The 21,774-nt window shown below is 43.7% G+C and carries 21 protein-coding genes and 1 riboswitch; of the genes, 11 read left to right on the forward strand and 10 right to left on the reverse strand.

What is annotated here, in order from left to right:
- Positions 1-333 precede the first annotated feature (333 nt).
- The gene (locus B9T34_RS11315) at positions 334-1,365 is read right to left on the reverse strand and encodes an AraC family transcriptional regulator (protein WP_086213241.1); all 1,032 of its coding nucleotides are present in this window, start codon (positions 1,363-1,365) and stop codon (positions 334-336) included.
- Positions 1,366-1,520: 155 nt separating this feature from the next.
- On the opposite strand from B9T34_RS11315, the gene B9T34_RS11320 reads away from it, so the two are divergent.
- On the forward strand, positions 1,521-2,399 hold the full coding sequence (locus B9T34_RS11320) for a metal-dependent hydrolase (protein WP_086213242.1): 879 nt from the start codon (positions 1,521-1,523) through the stop codon (positions 2,397-2,399).
- Positions 2,400-2,527: 128 nt separating this feature from the next.
- On the opposite strand, the gene B9T34_RS11325 is transcribed toward B9T34_RS11320, so the two are convergent.
- From B9T34_RS11325 to B9T34_RS11345, 5 genes are all read right to left on the reverse strand, one after another.
- Positions 2,528-3,520: a DUF2804 domain-containing protein gene (locus tag B9T34_RS11325; protein ID WP_086213243.1), complete on the reverse strand. Its 993-nt coding sequence runs from the start codon at positions 3,518-3,520 to the stop codon at positions 2,528-2,530.
- Between the two features lie 186 nt (positions 3,521-3,706).
- Entirely contained in the window at positions 3,707-4,222 is a 516-nt protein-coding gene (locus B9T34_RS11330; protein ID WP_086213436.1) for a DUF1543 domain-containing protein, read from the reverse strand.
- Positions 4,223-4,238: 16 nt separating this feature from the next.
- The gene (locus B9T34_RS11335) at positions 4,239-4,964 is read right to left on the reverse strand and encodes a CPBP family intramembrane glutamic endopeptidase (protein WP_086213244.1); all 726 of its coding nucleotides are present in this window, start codon (positions 4,962-4,964) and stop codon (positions 4,239-4,241) included.
- A gap of 195 nt (positions 4,965-5,159) precedes the next feature.
- Positions 5,160-6,386 carry a tryptophan synthase subunit beta gene (gene trpB, locus B9T34_RS11340; RefSeq protein WP_086213245.1) on the reverse strand — a complete coding sequence of 409 codons (1,227 nt, stop codon included), beginning with the start codon at positions 6,384-6,386 and terminating at the stop codon, positions 5,160-5,162.
- Positions 6,370-7,011: a phosphoribosylanthranilate isomerase gene (locus B9T34_RS11345; protein ID WP_086213246.1), complete on the reverse strand. Its 642-nt coding sequence runs from the start codon at positions 7,009-7,011 to the stop codon at positions 6,370-6,372. Before B9T34_RS11345 ends, trpB begins: the two co-directional genes overlap by 17 nt.
- Positions 7,012-7,157: 146 nt before the next feature.
- A riboswitch (cobalamin riboswitch) is annotated at positions 7,158-7,378 on the forward strand.
- Between the two features lie 35 nt (positions 7,379-7,413).
- Here B9T34_RS11345 and B9T34_RS11350 point away from each other — a divergent pair.
- The 3 genes from B9T34_RS11350 to B9T34_RS11360 all read left to right on the forward strand — a co-directional run bounded on the left by B9T34_RS11350 (position 7,414) and on the right by B9T34_RS11360 (position 10,983).
- Positions 7,414-9,258: a TonB-dependent receptor plug domain-containing protein gene (locus B9T34_RS11350; RefSeq protein ID WP_228147443.1), complete on the forward strand. Its 1,845-nt coding sequence runs from the start codon at positions 7,414-7,416 to the stop codon at positions 9,256-9,258.
- Positions 9,259-9,377: 119 nt separating this feature from the next.
- Positions 9,378-9,956, forward strand: coding sequence for a cob(I)yrinic acid a,c-diamide adenosyltransferase (locus B9T34_RS11355; RefSeq protein WP_086213248.1), 579 nt, complete (start codon positions 9,378-9,380; stop codon positions 9,954-9,956).
- Positions 9,957-10,269: 313 nt separating this feature from the next.
- On the forward strand, positions 10,270-10,983 hold the full coding sequence (locus B9T34_RS11360; protein WP_086213437.1) for a glycerophosphodiester phosphodiesterase: 714 nt from the start codon (positions 10,270-10,272) through the stop codon (positions 10,981-10,983).
- A 72-nt stretch (positions 10,984-11,055) separates the two neighbouring features.
- On the opposite strand, the gene B9T34_RS11365 is transcribed toward B9T34_RS11360, so the two are convergent.
- A complete protein-coding gene (locus B9T34_RS11365) occupies positions 11,056-11,583 on the reverse strand; it encodes an META domain-containing protein (RefSeq protein ID WP_228147444.1) in 528 nt (175 codons plus the stop codon).
- Between the two features lie 186 nt (positions 11,584-11,769).
- Between B9T34_RS11365 and B9T34_RS11370 the strand changes: the two genes are divergently transcribed.
- The 6 genes from B9T34_RS11370 (at position 11,770) to B9T34_RS11395 (ending at position 16,587) form a co-directional block, all read left to right on the forward strand.
- Positions 11,770-12,933, forward strand: a complete 1,164-nt coding sequence (locus tag B9T34_RS11370) for an acyl-CoA desaturase (RefSeq protein ID WP_086213249.1) — start codon at positions 11,770-11,772, stop codon at positions 12,931-12,933.
- Positions 12,934-13,037: 104 nt separating this feature from the next.
- The gene (locus B9T34_RS11375) at positions 13,038-13,367 is read left to right on the forward strand and encodes a DHCW motif cupin fold protein (RefSeq protein ID WP_086213250.1); all 330 of its coding nucleotides are present in this window, start codon (positions 13,038-13,040) and stop codon (positions 13,365-13,367) included.
- A gap of 125 nt (positions 13,368-13,492) precedes the next feature.
- Positions 13,493-14,938: a protein adenylyltransferase SelO gene (locus tag B9T34_RS11380; protein WP_086213251.1), complete on the forward strand. Its 1,446-nt coding sequence runs from the start codon at positions 13,493-13,495 to the stop codon at positions 14,936-14,938.
- Between the two features lie 112 nt (positions 14,939-15,050).
- Complete coding sequence (locus B9T34_RS11385) at positions 15,051-15,656, forward strand: L,D-transpeptidase family protein (RefSeq protein WP_086213252.1); 606 nt, start codon at positions 15,051-15,053, stop codon at positions 15,654-15,656.
- Between the two features lie 35 nt (positions 15,657-15,691).
- Positions 15,692-16,063: an MmcQ/YjbR family DNA-binding protein gene (locus B9T34_RS11390; protein WP_086213253.1), complete on the forward strand. Its 372-nt coding sequence runs from the start codon at positions 15,692-15,694 to the stop codon at positions 16,061-16,063.
- Positions 16,064-16,167: 104 nt separating this feature from the next.
- On the forward strand, positions 16,168-16,587 hold the full coding sequence (locus B9T34_RS11395; protein WP_086213254.1) for an SMI1/KNR4 family protein: 420 nt from the start codon (positions 16,168-16,170) through the stop codon (positions 16,585-16,587).
- Positions 16,588-16,795: 208 nt separating this feature from the next.
- On the opposite strand, the gene B9T34_RS11400 is transcribed toward B9T34_RS11395, so the two are convergent.
- Entirely contained in the window at positions 16,796-18,151 is a 1,356-nt protein-coding gene (locus tag B9T34_RS11400; RefSeq protein WP_086213255.1) for an amino acid permease, read from the reverse strand.
- Positions 18,152-18,293: 142 nt separating this feature from the next.
- Between B9T34_RS11400 and B9T34_RS11405 the strand changes: the two genes are divergently transcribed.
- Entirely contained in the window at positions 18,294-18,995 is a 702-nt protein-coding gene (locus B9T34_RS11405; RefSeq protein ID WP_086213256.1) for an alpha/beta fold hydrolase, read from the forward strand.
- Between the two features lie 122 nt (positions 18,996-19,117).
- Here B9T34_RS11405 and B9T34_RS11410 read toward each other — a convergent pair whose 3' ends face one another.
- Positions 19,118-20,824: a hypothetical protein gene (locus B9T34_RS11410; RefSeq protein WP_086213257.1), complete on the reverse strand. Its 1,707-nt coding sequence runs from the start codon at positions 20,822-20,824 to the stop codon at positions 19,118-19,120.
- Positions 20,825-21,079: 255 nt separating this feature from the next.
- On the reverse strand, positions 21,080-21,766 hold the full coding sequence (locus B9T34_RS11415; protein ID WP_086213258.1) for a response regulator: 687 nt from the start codon (positions 21,764-21,766) through the stop codon (positions 21,080-21,082).
- Between the last annotated feature and the right edge of the window lie 8 nt (positions 21,767-21,774).

A 21,774-nucleotide genomic window follows, 5' to 3' on the forward strand; every position in this document is an offset into this window, starting at 1 on the left:
TGTAACGCTATTTTTCACCCAATGAACAGGGTATGCGTATTTCTGCCTGCATTTGTACAGTCTGCAAATCTTCCAGAACAATCCGAAAGGCACATTTACGGCTATTTCAGCTTTTTTCACAATGATCAAAGATGCCTAATTTCGCTCAATTACAAAAAGTTAAGCTTTTGAATAAACACAATTCATACGACAAAAAAATGATAAAAATAGAAGACTTAGCTTACTGCTTGATTGTTTTTGCACATTGCAAAACCTGTTTGATGCCAGACTGTCCGCTGCCGTTTTTCAGCCTCGAATAGCTGCAGTACAGTCAATTCGGCTGCAGAATATCCATTAATGTGTTTGCTTCAGCTGCTTTTTCCGCTGCATCAGGGTTTGCCTGGCCGAGGCTTTATAGGCCCGAGCCAAAGCAGACTGATCCGAATATCCCAGCTGCTGCGCAATATCTGTAAATGCAACACCTTGCTGCAGCAGCTGCTCACAGCGTTTCATGCGCTCTGCGTCTAAAACCTGTTTAAAGGAACTCCCCTCCTCCTGCAGTTGACGCTGCAGAGTCCGCACAGACATATGCAGTTCATCGGCCATCTGTTCTATTTTTGGCGCTTGCGCATGCAGACGCAGATGCTCGGCAACCTGCTGATGCATCTGCTGCAAGGCATTTTCAAACCTCGGTTTAGAAGCAATGGCATCTTCCGCTTGTTTCAGTAACAGCTGCATTAAAGAAGGATCAGCCAATTCAGATTTTAAATCCAGACTTTCAGAACTGATTACAAAGGAATACTGCGGATAGCCAAACACCACAGTGCAGCCAAAAAACTTTTCATAATGATAATGCGCCATTTGCGGCATATGCGCGAATTGAATGCGCAGCAGCTGCAGTGAAGCGGGAAAGATCTGTTTGGCTAAACGCGCCATGCAAGCGGTGGTCAGCTCATTGACCAGCGCATATTTTTCATCATGCATCGGCCATGACAGCAAAATTTTTTTCGCCTGATGGCTCATCCGCATTGGAGACACTTCAGCGCCGTCTATCACCAGCCGGCTGAAACGCACAATATACTGCAGCGCCTCAGCCACACTGCTGCAGCGTGTGGCCATATATCCCAGCACGCCAAAATGCTCGGCGCGAATAAATTTCGCCATTTCAAAAATCAACTGCGGGCAGTCTAAATTTTGCCGGCAGCTTTGCATCACTGCAGAAAAAAATGAATACGGCGACTGAGAATCTATAGGCAAGGACAAGACATGCTGCAGCTGTGCTTGATACGGCGTCAAAAATGCCAGCTCCCGCCAATCCTGCTGCTGTTCAGTTAAATACATATTCCAAAGCTGAAAATAGCCATTCGGGATCTGCAACTCCTGCATCCTGCACCTCGCATTTATTCTTTTTGGCTTTAAACTTTGACATTCTAAATTTTCACATTGGCGTTAAATGTATAAAAATTGGCAAGTACTGTCAAAACATTTGCCTCATTCTTCGACATACTGCAATCATCACCGGCAAATGAAGTAAAAATAAAATGAATGCCCTTGTTAAATATGCACAGCTTACGCCTATTGTGCGCAGTAAGCTGGATTTTAAACTGGAAGAAATTCCGCGCTTCTGGTTTGGCGGCGATCCATTTCTAACCCGCATGTTTGATGCGCTGAGCCTGACCTTCCCCGATGGAGAGCGCTATTTTATAGAATCAGTGCGCTTATTCCGCAGCCAGATCCAAGATCCAGATTTGCAGCAGCGCGTAGCGGATTTCATCCGTCAGGAAGCGCAGCATGGCATCGCTCATGACAAGATGAATCAGCTGATGAAACAGCAAGGCATGCCTGTCGATGCATTCATTAACCGCCTAAATAAAATTTTTAAATTTGAATTGAGCAGGCGCTCACCAGAATACAACATTGCCATGACTGCTGCGGCAGAACATTTAACAGCGCTGATGGCTGAAACTTTCTGCAGTCAAAAATCCGTGCTGCAGGCCGCGCATCCCTATGTTCGCGCGCTGTTTATTTGGCATGCCATTGAAGAAATGGAACACCGCGATGTGGCTTTTGATGTAATGAAAGACGTAGCGAAAGTAGATGAAAACCTGAAAAAATTCACCTTGGTGTGGACCAGCGCGCTGATGCTCGGTTTTACCTTATACCGCGCCAATGTGATGCTGAAGCATGACGGATTCAGCATGATGGAGCGTGTAAAATTGAATATGAAAGGCCTGCCATGGTTCTTTGGTAAAAATGGCACGCTGACGCGTATGAGCAAGCCATACCGCGACTGGTTCAAATCTGACTTCCACCCCAGCCAGCATCCAGTGGTAGACAACTACCACATTTGGCTGAAAACCTTTGAAGAAACTCAAGATCCGATTCAGGCTGCCGATATTTTTTGGCAAGCGGCAAAATAAAGGGCTGCATTCTTCTGCCTGAAACGATATCAAATGCAGTTCCGCAAAAAAAAACCAAATCTAAATAGATTTGGTTTTTTTAAGCCTAATAGCAGCATATAAAAGTCTTTCAGGCTAAGTGCAATGTATTACCATTTAGCATAATGCTGTTCCAGCAAGCCGTACTCATTCAGCAAAATAATTTCTTGATCGCCTTGCTGAATCGTGCCGCTGACTTTGGCCTGCCATTGACTGAACTGACTACCAACCAGTCTTAAATTCAGATTTTCATAACGGCGCCAGCCTGTGCTGACCATTAAATTCAGCTGGTTGTCTAGGGAGCGGATGGTCCACTGATGTTCATTTTCCTGTAAAAACAATACATCTTCCATCGGATACAGCACGCCATTGACCCACAGGCAGTTTTCATTACCAAAGCTTTCATTCACGCCAGAGGCTAAATTGAGCCCGACACGGTTGTTGTTGGTATCCCAAAAATTGCAGGACAGCCAAAACCACGCCGTTTCCGGACGTAAAAAGCCGCACGTATCATCCAAAGACGCAAAAGTGCGCTCATTAAACTGAATAATATTGCCGCGCTTATTTTTAAAGAACCCCTCACAGCCTAAGGTGGTCAGCTTTTGCGTATAGGTCCAGCCATTAATGCCAGTCGGGCTGCACATGCTGAGCGGGTCTGTGCCGGCACAGAAAATACGCGCGCTCAACTGTAATTCACCATGCTTGCTGACCTGAATATAACGCACGCCGTTGGCATGCTGAATATCCAGCTGCATGCCTGATTTACTAAAATGACTTTGATTATACAGCGGCTGCTCATCCAGCACGGTATTGACTGCCAGCACATTGATGGCATTCCATTCCGTCACTTCATTGTGCATATGGTCATAGACATAAACAAAGGCATGCCCTGCCCATGCAATATCTGCAATGGCTAAACCAATAGTGTAATGCTCATGCTGAATGCAGCAGAATTTGAATTTTTTGTATTTGAGTTTTTTACGCCAGCCATTTAACTCTTTGCCAAAAGGTGTTTTATACACATAGCGGCTCAAATCAATTTTTTGCGGCAAAGCGCTGAAACGGCCATAATTAGGCTGTCCATTCGGCTGTATTAAATCCATTTATTCGTATCCGTAGAATAAATTTTCTGAAATTCCTTACACTTATTATGCCTATAATTTTGCAGCAGAACAGTTCCATACATCTAAATTACATAAAAAATCACAAAAAACACGGCGATCTGCCTGTGAACTTCAACAATTTGGCAGGCAAGACCATAGGCAGCTATTACTGTTATAACTAAATAATCAAGCGCCTATCGTCATATAGGTATTTTCCCACTGCGCTGGTGCAAAATCGCCTTTTATCAGCTGAACATAGCGCCCATGCACTTGATCAATGGCAATACAGTCATCAACATCCAGTATGCGGTCTGTATGCTGCTTCTGCCAAGCTGCATCAAAGTGCATTTTCCCCTGCTGCTTGGCATCTGCCGCGGTTAATGCTGCCACCAGTACATAGCGGTGCAGCTCGCCAAATTCCTGCGGTACATAACCGCCTAAATTAATCAGCCAAAGCTTTAGATCTGAAGCATTCGGCGCTGCATCACTAAACTGAATCTGGTAGCGCCTGCCGTCGCTTTCAATCCCGGAGAACTGAGCCCAAGCATCAATATGCAGGCCTTTCTGCTCGCCAAACCATGCATTTTTAAGCTGCGGATAAACACCTTCAAGTGTATCACCTACAGCCAGCACAACATCATGAACTTCTGTGTTTGCGCGCGCATGGCGGCCGCCAAGCATCACTACAAATAAACTAGACAAATTTTCCACCTAAACTTCAGTTGCCGATATAGGGTTGCAGTATTTTCAACAAAATTACTCCGCCTAATGATAGTACAGCATTGTTTACAAAGTGAATCAGCAGCACATGCCAAATGTTGCGTGTCCATAGATAAACCACGTTTAGGAACAGGCCTGCCGCCATAAAACTCACTGTCGCAACAAGATTGCCCTCAAAATTATGATAATGAATCAAGCCAAATAAGATCGAGTTCAGCAGCACCAGTACAATACGCCAAAGCCAAGGCGGCACAAAAAGTTTTTGCAGCAAGGTATAGCGGAAAATAATATCTTCCAATAATGCTGTAAATAATGGCCCTAGACTGATAATGAGCAGGCTGATAAATGCAATGCTGTTTGGATCGATGGATGATTCCGTTTCACTGCTAGCCCCAGCAGGTAAAATACTGCGTGTTAATGAAATGACTGCTTGCAGCAAAACAGCACCAGCAATAACTAAAAAACTCGAGCGCCAAAAAGCTTGTTTATATTTTTGCCAATGCTCGAACAGCATGGTTTTATACAGCCAGCACACCGCAAGAAATAGCACGCCGCGAAATACAGCATCCCCTATACCCGCATTGACCGATAAGCCAAACACTCTTTCCAGCAGCCAGCTATTCAGAAAAATCAGCGGTAAAATGCACAGCGCAAAGGTATCGCGCCATTGCCACGAAATATGCTGAGGAAATGATTCAGCACGAACCAATTGAGTAAAAGTCATTGTTATGAAGTCTTTCTAAAGCAGTAAAATTTCACCATTATTGTGACTTATTTCACATTTTTATTCTGCTTCATTTTTGTAGGCTATTTTCAAACTTACATTCAGCGCCATAAAAAATCGCGCGGAATTGCTTCTGCGCGATTTTTTATTCACCCTCTCCAAACCTCTCCCAAAGGGAGAGGCTGAAAAGCGAAATTACATCTCAACCATTTCCACACCATCAATGCGGGCAACGGTCATTAAGTCTTTATCGCCACGGCCAGAAACCGTCGCAATAATGATTTGGTCTTTATCCATGGTCGGTGCAAGTTTAGTCACATATGCCATTGCATGTGAGCTTTCCAGCGCAGGAATAATACCTTCAATTTGCGTTAAATCACGGAAACCTTGCAATGCTTCTTGGTCATTGATTGGCACGTAGTTTACGCGGTGCATGTCTTTTAAGAAGCTATGTTCAGGGCCTACACCAGGATAATCCAGACCTGCAGAAATCGAATGCGTTTCAATGATCTGACCTTGCTCATCCGACATCAAATAAGTTCGGTTGCCATGAAGTACACCGACATGACCTGCATTCAATGGTGCAGAGTGTTTGCCTGTTTCAATGCCGTAGCCAGCCGCTTCAACACCATACATTTTCACATCTTCATCGTTCAGGAATGGATAGAACAAGCCCATCGCATTTGAACCGCCGCCCACACATGCAACAAGCGCATCAGGTAAACGGCCTGCCTGTTCTTGAATCTGTTTACGTGCTTCACGGCCAATGATCGATTGGAAATCACGAACCAATTGCGGATATGGGTGCGGGCCAGCCACGGTTCCAATCACGTAATATGTAGAGTCAACGTTTGTTACCCAGTCACGCATCGCTTCGTTCATGGCATCTTTCAATGTTTTTGAACCGCTTTCTACGGGTACAACAGTCGCGCCAAGCAGACGCATGCGGTACACATTCATCGCTTGACGTTTAACGTCTTCAGCGCCCATGAACACCACACATTCAAGGCCTAAACGCGCAGCAATAGTTGCAGTCGCCACACCATGCTGGCCTGCGCCTGTTTCTGCAATAATGCGTTTTTTGCCTGACAGTTTCGCTAACAGCGCCTGACCAATAGTGTTGTTTACTTTATGCGAGCCTGTATGGTTCAGGTCTTCACGTTTTAAGTAAATTTGCGCACCGCCAAGTTCTTTTGACCATCGTTCAGCATAATATAAAGGACTAGGACGACCTACGTAGTAGGCTAAATCACGGTCGAATTCTGCCAGAAACTGCTTATCATCCTTCATACGGAAATAAAGCTTTTCTAAGTCTTCTAATGCTGCCATTAGAGTTTCTGACACAAAACGTCCGCCATGGATACCGAAATGCCCGCGTTCATCCGGGAATTGGGTATAGTCAATCTTATTTTGCTGATCCACGTTGGACTCCTTGCATAAACTGTTCAATGAGTTTTTGATCTTTGATACCTTTAGCGGACTCTACGCCTCCGCTGACATCAACTGCATAAGCATTGGTCGTCTTTATAGCGTCTTCAATATTGTCAGGCTTTAAACCGCCTGCCAAGATTAATGGAATATCGAGTTTGGGGAATTGAGCCCAGTCAAAGCTATGCCCTGTACCGCCTTTAAGCTCAGGATGCCATGCATCCAAAAGCACTGCGCTTGCCCCTGCTTGCTGATACTGCTGTATTTCAGCAATCACATCCATATCAGGTTTCATTTGAATGGCTTTATACCAGCGGTGGCCAACCCCCTGCGAAATCTGCTTGCATAGTTCCGGGCTTTCATCACCATGAAACTGCAAAATATCGACAGGCGCTTGTTTTAAAATGTCTGCAATTTCATCCTGCGATGCATTCACAAATAAACCCACAGTTTGCACATAGGCAGGGACATGCTGAACCAATTCAGCGGCCTGCACTGCCGTTACACTGCGCGGACTGGGCGCAAAGAAGACAAATCCTATGGCATCTGCGCCAGCTTGGACTACAGACTGTATATCTTGAATACGTGTGATACCGCAAATTTTGGCACGGGTTCGCATATTATTGTGGCTCTAACTCCGCCCTATTCATAGCCAGTCTATAAATATGAGGGCGAGTCATTGTAATGCAATTTTTAGACCTTGCGTAAAGTTCATCCTGAATATTTATTTACATCCGTTGTTTAAGTCTCATACAAACTTTATACTGCGCTCAACTTGCTGCAAGTTGAGCTTAGGCTTAGGGAAGCTGGTGAGAATCCAGCACTGCCCCCGCAACGGTAAAATGAACCGCATATCTTTATAAATATCTTCAATACATGAAGGGATTTACACCACTGCATTTTTGCGGGAAGGTGGATATGCCAATATTGTTTTAAGCAATATTTATATTTAAGTCCGGATACCTGCTTGCTGCGTTCTTCAACTCAATCATTCACGTGGGGTGAATGTATGGAGCCAAGTATGTCTACTTTTTTTCAGCCTACAGCATTAGTGGGCGCAATCGCTATTGCGATGGGTTTTTCAGCAAATGTTTTGGCTGCCGATGCTGTAAAAAATTCAGCCACTGCAACCATGGAAACCATCGTTGTTACCGCTTCACGCAGTGAAGAAAAAATTAAAGATGTTCCTGCACGAATTTCTGTCATTGATCAAAAAACCATTGAACAGTCTCCTGTTGCTGATTTTCCATCATTGCTTAGTAAAGAAGCAGGCCTAGCCGTTAAACAAGTTGGCGGATACGGTCAGACGGCTTCGGTATTCTTACGTGGAACGAATGCCTCTCATACCCTGTTTCTACATGACGGTATGCGTTCAAATATTGCGACTGTAGCTAGTACCAATATTCCTTTATTTGATTTGTCGGATATCAAACAAATTGAAATTCTAAAAGGTCCTGCATCCGTTCAATACGGCACAGATGCTATTGGTGGTGTTATTCAACTGATTTCAAAAACACCTGAAAAAAGCGGGATTTTCACAACGATCGAAGCGGGTGAGAAAAACACATATAAATCAATTTTAGGCGTAGATCTTGCCAAAGACGGATACTATGCACAGCTTCGTGGGCAACGCTTTGAAACCGACGGCGACCAAATTATTACAAACAATCCAGACAAAGCTGGTTTTGATCAAAAAGGCTATGCGGCCAAAGTTGGCGTAGAAAAGGACCAATATGCTTTTTCTGGAGAAATTAAAGAAAATAAAGGCCATGGAGATTATTTCAGTTATGGCGCACCGCAAGCTTATGATTTTATCAACCGTATTTATAATATACGCGGCCGCTTAAATCTCAGTGACAATCTCATTTGGAATACTCGCCTGTCTCAATTTGAAGATCAATACAATGTTGTTAAAGCCTCATATCCATCTATTGTAAATACTGAACAGCAAGAGATTGATTCAAATTTAAAATGGGGCTTTACTCCCCATCAAAATGTAATGTTTGGCGTACAGTTCAACAAAACTGAAGCTGAAAAAATTGCGGCTTATGCAGGTGATGAAGGCTTCGATTCCAACAATGAAACCATCGGCTATTATCTGCAGCATCAATTTAAAAATGAATTGTTTTCAACACAAGCTGGTATTCGCGTAGAAGATAATCAGCAATTTGGTACACATACCGTTGGACAAGTTGCAGCACGCTATTTTGCGACACCTAAAACCAGCATATTTTCAAATATTGGAACAGCATTTAGAGCACCTGTCGTTGGGCAAATTATTACTGAACCATCATGGTGGGGCGGAAACCCAGACCTGAAACCGGAAGAAAGCCTGTCATACGAAATTGGCTTTGATCATGCATTGAGTGACAGTATTCAGGTTTATGGTTCTGTCTATCAAACTAAAATAGATAACTTGATGGTATCTGATGCATCTACAGGCTGGAAATACTACAACTTAGACAAGGCAACGTTTACAGGTTCAGAACTTGGATTCAAATGGAAACAAGACAACCTATATGCCAATGCTGAATATGCCTACATACAGCCTAAAAATGACGAAACAGATCAAGACGCCCCAAATCGCCCGCGTCAAAATTTCAATTTGAGCCTCGGCTGGGATAATGGCATTTATGGCGCATCAACTTCACTTGTAGCCAAAGGCCGTTCTAAAGATGCACGAGATATTCCTGGTTATGCCGCAATTGATATGAATGCTTTTTGGCAAATCAATCCGCACGTTAAATCATTTGTAAATATCCGCAATGTCGGTGATACCCAATATAAAACAGCTGTAAATGATGCCGTTTCGGACTATATTGCCAGCCGCCGTCTATCTACCATTGGCTTCACTTTCAGTTATTAATCTATTGAAATATCAGTTGATGTAGCTGTTGCATGGATTACTTTGAGGATAATGTCATAACTATGGCATTATCCTTTTTTATGACAGAACCTAAATTTTCATCATTTTAAGGACAAGACATGGGCCACCGTTTAAGTAAAATTTACACCCGTACAGGCGATTCAGGTACAACTGGTTTGGGCGATGGTTCTCGCGTCGCTAAAGATGACCTGCGCATTGAAGCCTTAGGTGATGTCGACGAACTCAACTCAAGTATTGGCATTCTACGTTCGCACATTGCGCTCAGCAGCATTGAAGATAAAGCCGTTTGGGATAAATCGCTCAGCCTGATTCAGCATTGGTTATTTGATTTGGGCGGTGAAGTCTGCATTCCAAACTTCAATTTGGTACAGCCTGTATCGATAGAATTTTTGGAAAATGACATTGACCGCATGAATGAAGCACTGCCAATGCTGAAAGACTTCATTTTGCCATCGGGAACTTTAGCTTGCAGCTTTACCCACCAAGCCCGTGCGGTGTGCCGCCGTGCAGAGCGCCGTTTAATGGCTGTACATAACCGCGACCAAAACATTCAAGCGCCGTCATTGCAGCTTTTAAACCGTCTGTCTGACTGGCTATTTGTTGCGTCACGCACCTTACAGCGCGCTGAAGGCGGCTCTGAAGTGCTGTGGCAAAAGAATATTAACGAAACAATCTAAGCTTTAATCATTCTAAACCGTTTGATTTGCCTTAAAAATGCGTCTTAGACAATGTCTGATTTGTGAAGCTGATCCGTTACTTTTCATCTCTGAAAAGTAACGGATCAGCTTCACAAATCAATTTAACTTTTCACTGAATTTCAGTGCTGTAAAGGCATCATCCAAATCCCCTGCGAAAATATGTTTTGATACAAGGTTATTCCCCGAATAAAGACAAATACCGCTTTGACTAATCCAATATCAACGTGACAACTTTTGACACTCATTGCTTTAGCGCTAAAATCATATACAACGACATAACAGAAAAATGATCATGCAAATCATCGGACATCGCGGCGCACGCGGAGAAGCCCCAGAAAACACCCTCGGGGGCTTCCAATACATCCATGACTTAGGCATACGTGCTGTCGAGTTTGATGTCCGACAACTGAAAGACAGCGAACTGATCATCATGCATGATGATAACTTCCTTCGCACCACGGGCACAGATCAACCGCTGTACGAGCTAGACAGCACCCAGCTCGCCCCATATAACCAAGCGCATATTTGGATGGATTGGGACAAGCAAATCACACCGACTTTGCATCAAAGCCTGAACATCATGCAGGGCTTCACCCATTTAGAAGTGGAAGTCAAAGCCGTTGAAACTGCTGAACAAGCCAATGCATTAGTTACCGAACTGCAAAAGCAGCTGCAAGGCTTTGAGCAAACAGCTGTCATCACCAGTTTTGATCTCAAAATTCATCAGGCGCTGCAGCAGCAGAATTCGCACTTTAAACGCGCTTTACTCGTTGAAGACGATATAGGCAGCTTGGCCATTGAACAAGCGCTAGCTTTAGGCTGCTGTCAAATTGGCTGGATGAATCAATTGGCGACAGATGAGATTCTGCTTGCCACTCAAAAAGCAGGTTTAAAAATCAGCGTATGGACGGTGAATGATATTGACCGCGCCAAGCAGCTGCGGGACTTAGGCATTGATGGCCTGATTACTGATTTCCCAAAACTCATGTTGGCGCATCTGCGCTGAACTATGCAAAACCCTAAATGAAAAATCCCTCATTCAAATCAGGGATTTTTCATAAAAAATATTTAAATCCGCTTATTTCCTTTTGGCCTGCATGAGCACCTGACCGCTTCTGCTCAGCAGTATTAATTGATTGCCCTGCAGCTGAAAACGCTCAACCTGTCCCAGCACATCCATCAAGACGGCTTCCTGCGCCAAGGCCTGATCGCAGCTGTCGTAGCCAGCGCGCGCCTGAATCTGCACACTGCGCTGCGGCACATTCATTTCATAGCTCCCTGAGAGCGCATTGCAGCCCGTATTGCCTTGCATCTGCCGAGTTTGGGTATTGAACAGCAAAAAAGGTTGACTATGAAAATATCGGGCTTTGACTCCCTGAATTTGTGTCAGCTCCCAGCGCACATCCTGAATGCCATCCATACTGCGTAAGATTTGCAGCGGACGCTCTGCAGATTGTGCAAGGTCTTTTGTGACTGCTGCCGTTTTTTGCGCCGAGTTTTGACAAGCACTCAGCAAAATAGCACTTAAAAAGATGATCGCAAATCCACTTTTTTTAGTATATTTTTTCTTCTTTTGCCTGCAGTATCGAACAACTGTTATAAACATGTTTTAACCTTCGATAAAATCCATAAATGGTCAGTTTTATTCTGTTACCGTTTAGTACAATACAACTGTACAATAACTGCTGTGAACAGCAATTAGTGCATGCTATTATGCTGTGGCCTTAATCCATATAAGTCATATGGGTTATTTTAATTTTGCCTCCCAAAGCTTCTAGGAGTACTGCTGGAGATGACTGCTCCCCTACCCAAAGCCCCGATTAACTGGATTGCTGTATTCGCTCTGATATTCTTGCCAATTGTGGCAATGATTGCAATTCCGTTATATGCCTACCATCATGATTTCAGCTTAGCTGCCTGGATCAGCATGTTCGTATTGCTGGGCGTCAGCAGTTTGGGCATCACAGCAGGCTACCACCGTTTATGGGCGCACCGCGCTTATGAAGCGACGCTGCCTTTGCAAATTATTTTAATGATTATGGGCACTTTTGCCGTTCAAAACAGCATTCTGTTTTGGGCTTCAGGCCACCGTACCCATCACCGCCATGTCGATGATGTAGACCATGACCCGTACTCAATTAATCGTGGTTTTTGGTTCGCGCATATTGGCTGGATGCTTCGTGACTATAAGTCAGGTGGCGCCAACTATAAAAATGCTCCCGATTTATTAAACAATAAATTGGTGATGTTCCAAGACAAATACTATGTGCCTTTAGTTATTGCAGTACATGCTGGTATTTTACTGCCAATTGGTTGGGCTGTTGGCGATGTTTGGGGCGTATTACTCTTAGGCGGCCTTGTACGTCTAATTCTAAGCCACCATGTGACATTCTTTATTAACTCACTGTGCCACATGTGGGGTTCACGTCCGTATACCGACGAAAACACCGCGCGTGACAACTTTGTGCTAGCGATTGCGACTTGGGGTGAGGGTTATCACAACTATCACCACATTTTCCAATATGACTACCGCAATGGTGTGAAATGGTGGCAGTACGACCCAACTAAGTGGCTGATCTGGACTTGCTCTAAACTCGGCTTAGCCAAAAATCTGCGCCGCATTCCAAGCTTCAATATCAAAAAAGCGGAATTGGCCATGAAATTTAAATATGCCGAGCAAGATTTAGCGGTATATGGCCTAAATGTTTCTGACGATGTTGCTAACGTGAAACAGCGTATTTCTCAGGAATATGAAGCCTTTTCTCAAACATTGAACGACTGGGCTAAACTGAAAGAACAGGAAATTCAAGCGAAGAAAACAGCTGTAGCTGAAAAAATCCATCAAATGGATGACAAGCTGAAAGTAGAATTCCAGCTGGTTGAGCAGCGCCTGTCGCATCACCGCCAAACATTAAATCTGCTGGTGAGCAACTTTAAAAAGAAAACTGCCAACTAATTTAACTGTTAATCTAAGTATATAAAAAAGCCCCCGATGGGGCTTTTTTTTTGTTTGAAATTCAGGATACATATAAAGATCAAAACATATGACAGCTTAACTTTATGGAAATGCATAATATCCCTTTTGGAACAACCAACTGGGATGACATTGAAACTGAACGTTTTGAAGGTGAAAATGGTTTTGCTATTTGGCGTACGCAGCGCTTTGGCACCATCCGCTCTAGAATCGTAGAATATTCTCCTGGCTACATGGCCGACCATTGGTGCAACAAAGGCCATATTCTGTTTTGTTTAGAAGGCCAACTGCATACAGAGCTCAAAGACGGCCGTGTATTTACCCTGAAAGCTGGCATGAGCTATCAAGTGGCAGACAATACCGAGCCGCACCGCTCCTACTCAGACATTGGCGCACGTCTATTTATCGTGGATTAATACGCTTCAAACAATAGCATTGAATAGCTGCAACAATAGCAATAACGATTTACTGCAGATTTGACGTACATCGCCATCTGCAACTTTGCTATAGTTTCCGCATACTCAGTTTCTGCCGCACGCTTATGCATTTCAATCCACGCTACAACGCTTTACCGCCTCGTCTTTACCATCATCAGCAGCCTGTTCCACTAAAAGGTGCGAAAGCAGGGCATTTTAATCAGGCCCTAGCCGACGAATTGCAATGGTCGGCAGAAGATCAAAATGCGTGGGTTGAAATCTGCAGCGGTCAAAAAACCTTTGCAGAATTTACACCTTTGGCTATGGTCTATGCAGGCCATCAATTTGGACAATGGGCCGGCCAATTGGGCGATGGACGCGGCTTATTGATTGCGCAAATAGTAGATAAACATGGGCAAACCATTGATCTTCATCTCAAAGGCGCCGGCTCTACGCCCTACTCACGCATGGGCGATGGACGTGCAGTACTACGCTCGACTATTCGTGAATATTTGGCAGGACATGCGCTGAACAGCTTAGGCGTTGCATCCAGCAATGCAGTGGGTTTCACCAGCTCTGAGCAAGGCGTACAGCGTGAAAAACTGGAACTGGGCGCGATGATGCTGCGTACATCAGACTGTCATATCCGTTTAGGGCATTTTGAATGGATCAATCAATATCAGGGTGATCAACTGCCTGAATTCACGCAAAAATGTATTGAGTGGCATTATCCCGAATGTCTTGACGCTGAACAGCCGATTTTAGCTTTTGCCACCAAAGTCATTCAGCGTACCGCAGTGATGATTGCCAAATGGCAGCTGATTGGCTTTGCGCATGGCGTGATGAATACCGATAACCTGAATATTACGGGTTCAACCTTGGACTTCGGCCCTTATGGCTTTATGGAACGTTTCCGTCCAAATTGGATTAACAACCATTCGGATTACCAAGGCCGCTATACCTATCAGCAGCAGCCGAGTATCGGTCATTGGAACCTCTGGCAATGGCTGAATAACTTAGTGCCGCTCTGCCCTGCAGGTTATGACAAAGAACAATGGAAAGACGATTTAGCCCAATGCTTAGAGCATTATGAGCCGACTTTCTTAGAGCATTATAAAATGGGCTTAGCTCAGAAAATGGGCCTGCCAAGTTTTCATAAAGACAGCTTTGACTGCGCCATGGCCTTTTTGCGCATTCTGCAAAGTGAGCAGCTAGATTACACACAAAGCTTTATCCGTCTGCAAAATCATGCATATGAAGCCATTAAAGATGACTGCCTTGACCGCCGCGCCTTTGAAATTTTCTTAACACAATACGAAAGCATCCGTGCGAATCAAGATACGACTGAACTTGATACTGAAATGGCACAAGCCAATCCGCAATATATCTTGCGCAATCACATGGCGCAAAAGGCGATTGAGCTTGCTGAACGTAATGATTTTTCAGAAGTTGAGCGTTTGTTTACTTTGCTGAGCCAGCCATTTAGCAAACAGCCTGAACTCGAAAATGCTGCCGACTTAGGCCCGCTGCCAAGTGATGTGCCCGAAGTGATGGTGAGCTGCTCGTCTTAAACATTTATCCACAAATCCACACTTCAATCGGGTCAAAATTGTGGATAATTTAAACATTATCCACAATGTCGAAATGTATGCGCTGTAAAAGCAGTTCATCTTCTACATTACAATGACAAGAAAAAATATCACGATCTTTAGTTTCGCTATCCTCGTCTGTATTGTCGTAGCCTACTTTGCCTATCAAAAATTTGAAAAGTATCTACCTACACCTGCCAATGCACTGGCCTTTCCACCTGAATTAAGCGATGCACAAATTCAAAAAATTCGCACAGAAACGCCGATCGACAATATTCAGGTACATAAAGCTCAGCGCTATTTGCAATTAAAACATCAGGATCAAGTCATCCGCCATTACCCAATCCGTCTGGGTTTTCAACCGCTTGGACATAAAGTTCAAGAAGGTGATGGCAAAACGCCTGAAGGCACTTATCGTATAGATTGGCGCAATGCGCAAAGCGCGTTCTATAAATCGCTACATATTTCCTATCCCAATCTAGCCGATCGGCAGAAAGCTGCGCAGCTGGGTGTTTCCGCAGGCGGCGATATTATGATTCATGGTTCTGCGACCAGTTTACAGATGAAAGCTGCTCCTCAGCTTATGACGTATTTTCCGCAAAAAGATTGGACTTGGGGCTGTATTGCAGTGCGTAATATTGATATGGATGAAATTTGGCAATTAGTGAATAATGATACCGTTATTCATATTCATCCTTAGGCTTTAACGCTCAGGCTTAATTTTGGTTATCTCTTATGATTGCATTACACGCTGCAGCTGCTAAGTCGGCCTTAGCCCTGCCTGAAACCACGTGCAGCCAGCCTTTTGGTGAAGGCTGTGATGTGTTTAAGGTGCTGGATAAGGTTTTTATGCTGAGTTTTCATTTAGAAGGCAAAGCAGCCATCAATTTAAAAGTGCTGCCAGACAATGGCTCAATGCTTAGAGATATTTATCCCTTTATTCGTGCGGGCTGGCATATGAATAAGCAGCATTGGATTTCTGTTTTTACAGACGAAGAGTTGGAAGAAGAACTGCTGCAGGATTTGGTACTGAATTCTTATGAATTGGTGGTGTCAAAGCTAAATAAGGGACAACGGCAGAGGATTGAGTTGCTGAGAAGTGTTTAGATTTATTGCTCGTCCCTTACTATCAGATCGATGTTACGAATTTCGTATAATCGCTATTATGTTAAATTGCCGTAAGAACTTTAATGCGATAGAGCAGAATGTATATGCAAAATAAGCTTGATAACATTATTCAAGAATTAAAAGAACTATCTGGGAATAGTCGTCTAAACATAGAGTTACCTGATGATATTTTCATATCTGCTTATGAACGAAAAATAGGTTTTATTTTTCCAAAAGATTATAAAAAAGTTTTGAAAGAGATTAGCAATATCTTCTATGGAACAATTGAATTAGCGTCTCTTACAGATGAGGAAGAATACTATCGAGGGCTATCTCAGATATTAAATGATGCTAGGGAGCAAGGTCTGCCAGAAGATTGGCTACCTATTTGTGAAGATAACGGTAGTTATTATTGCCTATCTCCTAATCATAAAATTAGATATTGGACAGCAGATGGATATAGCGATGAGCAGTGGGAAGATTTAGCAGATTGGATCAAGCAAGTTTGGATAGATGGCAATTAAGAATTTCTAAAATTAACATAGTACACGTTATACGAAATAATTTATTTTATCCAATACAAATCACCACCTTATAAAAAACGCTATAGAATTCAGTGTACTAGATCAGCTTTTATATGAATATTCTCTAAATTGGCTTATTTTGTCAGAATTTTTCAAAAACATTCTTTAGCGGCAGTAAACAAAGTCTCGTCCCTAAGCCTTCATGGTATTAAACCTTCTTTGCTTGCATCACTTTAAACAGCACATACAACAGTAAAATCCATACTGGCTGCATCAGCACCGACAGCATAAAGCCCTGACTCCACATAATGTACAAAATCATCAGCATGAACACTAATACAAAGTAGTTGGTGAACGGCGCAAATAAAGCAGGAAACTTCGTCAGTATGCCCTGCTGCTGCATCGCTTTTCTAAACTTCAAATGAATCAAGCTGATTAACATCCAATTCAGCACCGCAGCGCTCACCACGATATAAATCAAATAACTCAATGCTTTTTCAGGCACGAAATAATTCAGCAGCACACAGCCAAAAATCAGCAAGGCAGAAAATAATACGGCTGCCACAGGTGTCCCTTGTTGATTGACCTGTTTAAACTCTTTGGGTGCATTGCCCTGCTCCGCCAAACCGAGCAGCATACGGCTATTGGCATACATACCACTGTTGCAGACCGAAACTGCCGCCGTCAAAATAATAAAGTTCAGCAAATGCGCCGCCCAATCAATGCCGATTTGATTGAAAATCATCACAAACGGGCTATGGTCTAAACCGCCAAGTTTCAACTGATTCCACGGCACCAGCGACAGCAGTACCGCCAAGGAACAGATATAAAATAAGAACACGCGGATCACAGTTTGGTTTACCGCTTTCGGGATGTTCTGATCGGGGTTTTCAGTTTCAGCTGCCGCCATGCTGATCAATTCAATGCCGCCAAAAGCAAACATCATAAAGGCCAGCATATAAAATAAGCCTTCAAAACCATGCGGGAAAAAACCGCCATGCGCCCACAAATTACTGATCGAAGCGGTTGAATCTGCCCCTGCTGTAAACAGCAGATACACACCAAAAATAATCATGGCAATAATCGCCACAACCTTAATCAACGACAGCCAAAATTCAGATTCTGCATACAGTTTTACATTGGCTAAGTTGGCTAGCGTAATGACTGCAAAAAACACCAGAACCGAAACCCAAGCAGGCACATGCGGCCACCAGTAATTGACATATTTACCAATCGCAGTCAGCTCGGTCATTACCACTAAAATGTACAGAATCCAATAATTCCAGCCCGTTAAAAAGCCCGCAAATTTGCCCCAATACTTAAAGGCAAAATGACTGAATGAACCTGTCACCGGCTCTTGTACAATCATCTCACCGAGTTGACGCATAATTAGAAATGCAATCAAGCCGCCAATCAAATAGCCCAAAATAATCGATGGCCCAGCCGACTCAATAATATGCGCAGAGCCTAAAAAAAGCCCTGTGCCTATTGCTCCGCCCATTGCGATCAGCTGAATATGGCGGTTCTTTAATCGGCGCTGCAGTTGAGGCATTTCGCTGCTCACAACACATTCTCATCTTATAAAAAAGTGGATTGTAGCCTGTGCAGCTCTTTGCAGCCAAATATTCATGGACAATTGCTGTATGAGCAGCAAATGATGCTGATAAAATCAGACCTCAAATCTGGCCATACCTTCAACCGCATCTATGAATCAGCAACACTTATCAATGGTTTTAATTCCTGGATTTATGCTGGATGAATCCTTGTGGGATAAAGTCATACCAAAATTTCCGCACACGTGGAATAACTTTAGAGCAAGTTTAAAACACGGTCAAACGATTGAAGAAATTGCGAAACATATCCTGCACAATGCCCCGCCACGCTTTGTCTTGGTGGGTTTTTCACTAGGCGGTTATATTGCCAGAACCATTGCACAGAAATATCCTGAACGTATTTCTGCACTCATCTTAGTGGCAAGCTCTTTACGGCCTGATAGTGAAAAGCAGAAGCAGTTAAAAATCGCGGCCATTCAAGCTGCATCGGCAGGCACTTTTCATGGCTTGAGCAAAACAGCGATTGCCAAATCACTACACCCAAACCATGCGGACAATCGGCAGCTGATTCAACGCATTCAAGGTATGGGGGAAAATCTTGGATTTGAAAGATTTAAAGTGCAGTCCTTATTAAACCGTAGCAATATTCGCAGCGATGCCATTCAGTGCCCAACACTGATTATTTCGGCTGCTCAAGATCGGCTGCGTTCACTAGATGAAGCGCAGGAGCTGCATCAATCCATAGCACACAGTCAACTTGATACCATTGAAAATACGGGTCATATGATTCCATTAAAACAGCCAGAAGCTTTAGCCGACAGCATGCTGAAGTGGCTGAATACATTGCGCCTTTAAATATAAACAGCCCTCAATTGAGAGCTGTTTATAGCATTCAGTTCGTTTGATGGATGATTGATAGCGAATGCAGTACGTCTAAACCTATTCTAATCATTCATACTGCACCGCCATGTAAATCGTTATTTACGCTGCGGTACTTCAGCCCACCGTGCATAACTATTCGTGCTTTTCAGCAAAGCGCCCGCTTGTTTTGCAGCTGCGGGACTATAGTCCTGAGAGAAACTATCTGAATTTTCATCAAAACTCGCACCATCAAATAATGGGAAAGTTCCAGCTTTTTTCTGAATCACCACATCATCAATCATCCAGCCGCGGAAACCGTTATAAAGTTCATCGACCGTTCTGAATTGGAATTTCAGCTGAACATTGGCCTTGCCTGCATATTCATCCAATGAGATCGCTTCTTGCTGAACAGGAGCCGGCGCGAGGTTAAAGCCTAAATTGCTGTATGGAATCGGTGCGCGCTCATATGCAGAGGATGGATCTGCCAGCGGGTTTAATCGAGCCAAAGTCTTAAAGCTGTTGCCGCCGTCTGTAGAAACTAAAATATTCATTAAATCAAATCCTTGATTATTTGGATTGACCGACTCAATTTCCCACCATGTTTTAAAACTTAAACTCAAAGGCGCCTGATATTGGCTCAGATTAATGGCAGGTGAAATCAATTCTCCCGTATTGTCATACTGCGACGTACCGCCATCAAACGCTAGAGCAGTCGATGAATCACTTAAAGCGCCAATAAAGTTGCCATTTACTTTATCACCATACCAATAGGCAACACTGCCTTGCAGTGGCTCAGGCACCTTGCCTTGACTTTGGTCATTCGGCGCTAAGCGCACACGCTGATTCACTTGGTTATTACGAATATTGTGACCTTTGTTCAGCAGCTGCCAATCGACATTGGCCACAGTTGGCTGCGACCTTGTCCATGCATTGCGGGTTGCAGAGTCCGCTTCAAAAGTTTCACGCCATATGGCATCTGCAGATGCCGTTTCAGGCAGTACTTCAAATTGATAGCCCGATGCAGAAGAAGCAATGACTGTCACTTTTTTGGTCATGCTGTTGAATCCTGCACCGCTAATGTTGAGCGTGGCATTTTTCAATGCTTCAAGCAGCGCATTTGATACGTTAAATGAAAGCGTGAAATATCCATTGGCATCGGTAATTGCACTGACAAATGCGCCATTGGTCGCCGCACCGCCTGACAATGCAACTTGCGCATTCGCTAAAGGCTGGCCTTTAAAAATAACCTGACCAGACAGTGTACCAATCACCGCATCACTGACTGGCGCATCGCTTAAAGTCTGACAGTCTTGATCTAAACAGTTGAGGACTACATTCAGCACAATGCCCTTATTGGTATTTTTAGGATGGATCAGAAATGCCGAAATTGCAGACTGTCCATTTTTAGTGACCAGAATAAAATAGTTTCCAGCAGCCAATTTAGGCAGTTTAACTAAGCCTTGGCTATTAGCTAGATAACTTTGGCCTTGGAAAGCTTGCGCTGTAGGCATATTCGCGATTGGCGGAAACAGCTGTTCAGAATCTTCTGCAGTAATTGCGAGTGCCGCTGCTTTTAAGCTGCCCGCCTGAAGGTTTTGCCATTCGGCTTCACTTAATACCTGTACTGAAGCGCCGCTGAGTGCAATATTATTCACATCTAATAAAGTCAGCTCTTCTACGCTTTTTTGCACTAAGGCATCCGATGGCTCAGACGGTCCAGGCTGAGGCGAATCTGGCGCACTATCCCCCCCTCCGCCGCCGCACGCGGCTAACCCCATAAAGCTGGCAGTCAGTATTAATTTGGCAAATGCTGTTGTCTTCATCACGATTCCCTCTAATTCATGGTGTAATTGATCTGTTTAGGCTCAGTTTTCTGGCTTAATTTTGTTCTTACTCCCGCCGAAATATTAATCTAATTTTTTAAAATGCGCAAATTTCGCATTTTAAATTTATCATTTATATTTACTGGACTTTTACATTATTGACCGTAAATAAAATACTAAAGCAGCTTCAGTTTGCAATAAAAAAGACAGGCTTAAACCTGTCTTTTTAAAATTAATTATAGTGAACTAAAAAGATTAATCCTCAGGATACTCAAAGCGGTAACCCACACCGTACACTGCCTGAATCCACTCATGGCGGTTGCCTGTTTCGGCTGCATCCGAAATTTTACGGCGTAGGTTTTTAATATGGCTGTCAATGACACGGTCCGCTACTTCAAAACTGTCTGGGTTGATATGATCCAGCAATTGCGCGCGTGAATACACCTGCCCAACATGCTCTAAGAACAATTCCAGCAAACGGAATTCTGTCGGCGTCAAGTTGAGTGACTTTTGCTGATACCAAATACGCTGCTGGCCTTTATCCATACGGAACAAATCATTGCTTTCCGGTTCTGCCTTACGCTCTAAACGGCGCAGCACGGCCTGTACACGCGCAACCAGCTCTTTCGGGCTGAAGGGTTTGCAGACATAATCATCTGCGCCCATATTCAAGCCGAGTACACGGTCAATTTCTTCAGTGCGCGCAGTCACCATAATAATCGGCAAATCAGACTGTTCACGCACCTTGCGGCACATGGTCAAACCATCCATGCGCGGCACCATCAAATCTAAAATCATCAGGCTCGGCTTGCGCTGGCTAAAGCTGTCGTAGGCTTCCTGCCCATCATGAAACATGCTGACTTCAAAACCAGCAGCTTCTAAATAATCACGCACCAGTTGTGCAAGTTCTACTTCATCTTCAACCAGCATGATGTGTTTCATATCGATTT

The sequence above is a fragment of the Acinetobacter sp. ANC 3813 genome (assembly GCF_002135435.1).
Taxonomy (GTDB): Bacteria; Pseudomonadota; Gammaproteobacteria; order Pseudomonadales; family Moraxellaceae; genus Acinetobacter.

Coding starts and splice junctions, on each gene's coding strand:
- B9T34_RS11315 (WP_086213241.1), bottom strand. CDS start 1,365: ATGCAGGAGTTGCAGATCCCGAATGGCTATTTTCAGCTTTGGAATATG.
- B9T34_RS11320 (WP_086213242.1), top strand. CDS start 1,521: ATGAATGCCCTTGTTAAATATGCACAGCTTACGCCTATTGTGCGCAGT.
- B9T34_RS11325 (WP_086213243.1), bottom strand. CDS start 3,520: ATGGATTTAATACAGCCGAATGGACAGCCTAATTATGGCCGTTTCAGC.
- B9T34_RS11335 (WP_086213244.1), bottom strand. CDS start 4,964: ATGACTTTTACTCAATTGGTTCGTGCTGAATCATTTCCTCAGCATATT.
- B9T34_RS11345 (WP_086213246.1), bottom strand. CDS start 7,011: ATGCGAACCCGTGCCAAAATTTGCGGTATCACACGTATTCAAGATATA.
- B9T34_RS11350 (WP_228147443.1), top strand. CDS start 7,414: ATGTCTACTTTTTTTCAGCCTACAGCATTAGTGGGCGCAATCGCTATT.
- B9T34_RS11355 (WP_086213248.1), top strand. CDS start 9,378: ATGGGCCACCGTTTAAGTAAAATTTACACCCGTACAGGCGATTCAGGT.
- B9T34_RS11360 (WP_086213437.1), top strand. CDS start 10,270: ATGCAAATCATCGGACATCGCGGCGCACGCGGAGAAGCCCCAGAAAAC.
- B9T34_RS11365 (WP_228147444.1), bottom strand. CDS start 11,583: ATGTTTATAACAGTTGTTCGATACTGCAGGCAAAAGAAGAAAAAATAT.
- B9T34_RS11370 (WP_086213249.1), top strand. CDS start 11,770: ATGACTGCTCCCCTACCCAAAGCCCCGATTAACTGGATTGCTGTATTC.
- B9T34_RS11375 (WP_086213250.1), top strand. CDS start 13,038: ATGGAAATGCATAATATCCCTTTTGGAACAACCAACTGGGATGACATT.
- B9T34_RS11380 (WP_086213251.1), top strand. CDS start 13,493: ATGCATTTCAATCCACGCTACAACGCTTTACCGCCTCGTCTTTACCAT.
- B9T34_RS11385 (WP_086213252.1), top strand. CDS start 15,051: ATGACAAGAAAAAATATCACGATCTTTAGTTTCGCTATCCTCGTCTGT.
- B9T34_RS11390 (WP_086213253.1), top strand. CDS start 15,692: ATGATTGCATTACACGCTGCAGCTGCTAAGTCGGCCTTAGCCCTGCCT.
- B9T34_RS11395 (WP_086213254.1), top strand. CDS start 16,168: ATGCAAAATAAGCTTGATAACATTATTCAAGAATTAAAAGAACTATCT.
- B9T34_RS11405 (WP_086213256.1), top strand. CDS start 18,294: ATGAATCAGCAACACTTATCAATGGTTTTAATTCCTGGATTTATGCTG.
- B9T34_RS11410 (WP_086213257.1), bottom strand. CDS start 20,824: ATGAAGACAACAGCATTTGCCAAATTAATACTGACTGCCAGCTTTATG.
- B9T34_RS11415 (WP_086213258.1), bottom strand. CDS start 21,766: ATGAAACACATCATGCTGGTTGAAGATGAAGTAGAACTTGCACAACTG.